The sequence below is a fragment of the Pseudonocardia halophobica genome (assembly GCF_027922425.1).
GTDB classification, from domain to species: Bacteria; Actinomycetota; Actinomycetes; order Mycobacteriales; family Pseudonocardiaceae; genus Pseudonocardia; species Pseudonocardia halophobica.
Genome location: NZ_BSFQ01000279.1, coordinates 1 through 540 on the forward strand (window position 1 = coordinate 1; position 540 = coordinate 540).

Annotated in this window: 1 protein-coding gene; it reads right to left on the reverse strand. The window is 69.4% G+C overall.

Going from position 1 to position 540, the window contains the following annotated elements; genetic code table 11:
- The coding region (locus tag PKE99_RS39450) for a DNA polymerase III subunit chi (RefSeq protein WP_271215178.1) at window positions 1-414 on the reverse strand (414 nt) is incomplete at its 3' end.
- Between the last annotated feature and the right edge of the window lie 126 nt (window positions 415-540).

A 540-nucleotide genomic window follows, 5' to 3' on the forward strand; every position in this document is an offset into this window, starting at 1 on the left:
CCAGTATTGCAGATGTGCCCCCTCGCCCGCGAGCCGCTTCCAGAGGCCCCGCGCCGCATTCACTGCGCCCTGATCCTGCCCGTCGAACAGAACCCAGACCCTTTCGAGCCCGGCCGCCTCGCCCGGTTGCGGCTCGGCCCCGTCCACCAGCATCAGCGCCCTTGCGTCATTGGCGACCGGGCCAAGGCCCAGCAGCAGCGGCTGCGCCGCCTCGCGCCCTGCGCCTTCAAGACCATGCGGCAGGAACCCGTCTTCCGGTTCCAGCCACAGCTTTTCGTCCAGCCATTCCAGCCGTCCGCGATCGGTGCCGCGCAACATGACGCGCCAGCCCTGACCCAGCGCCCGCCCCGCAAGCTGCGTCACCGTTTCCGGCACGCCGCTGCGGGTCAGGTGGTAGAACAGCACACGCGACATGCGCTTACTTCTCGAACCTGTCGCGGATCATCCGGTTCAGCGCGGCGACGCCCCAGCCGGTCGCCCCTTTGGGCGCCAGTGCCGTATCGGCCTGCAACAGCGCCGTCCCGGCGATGTCGAGGTGAA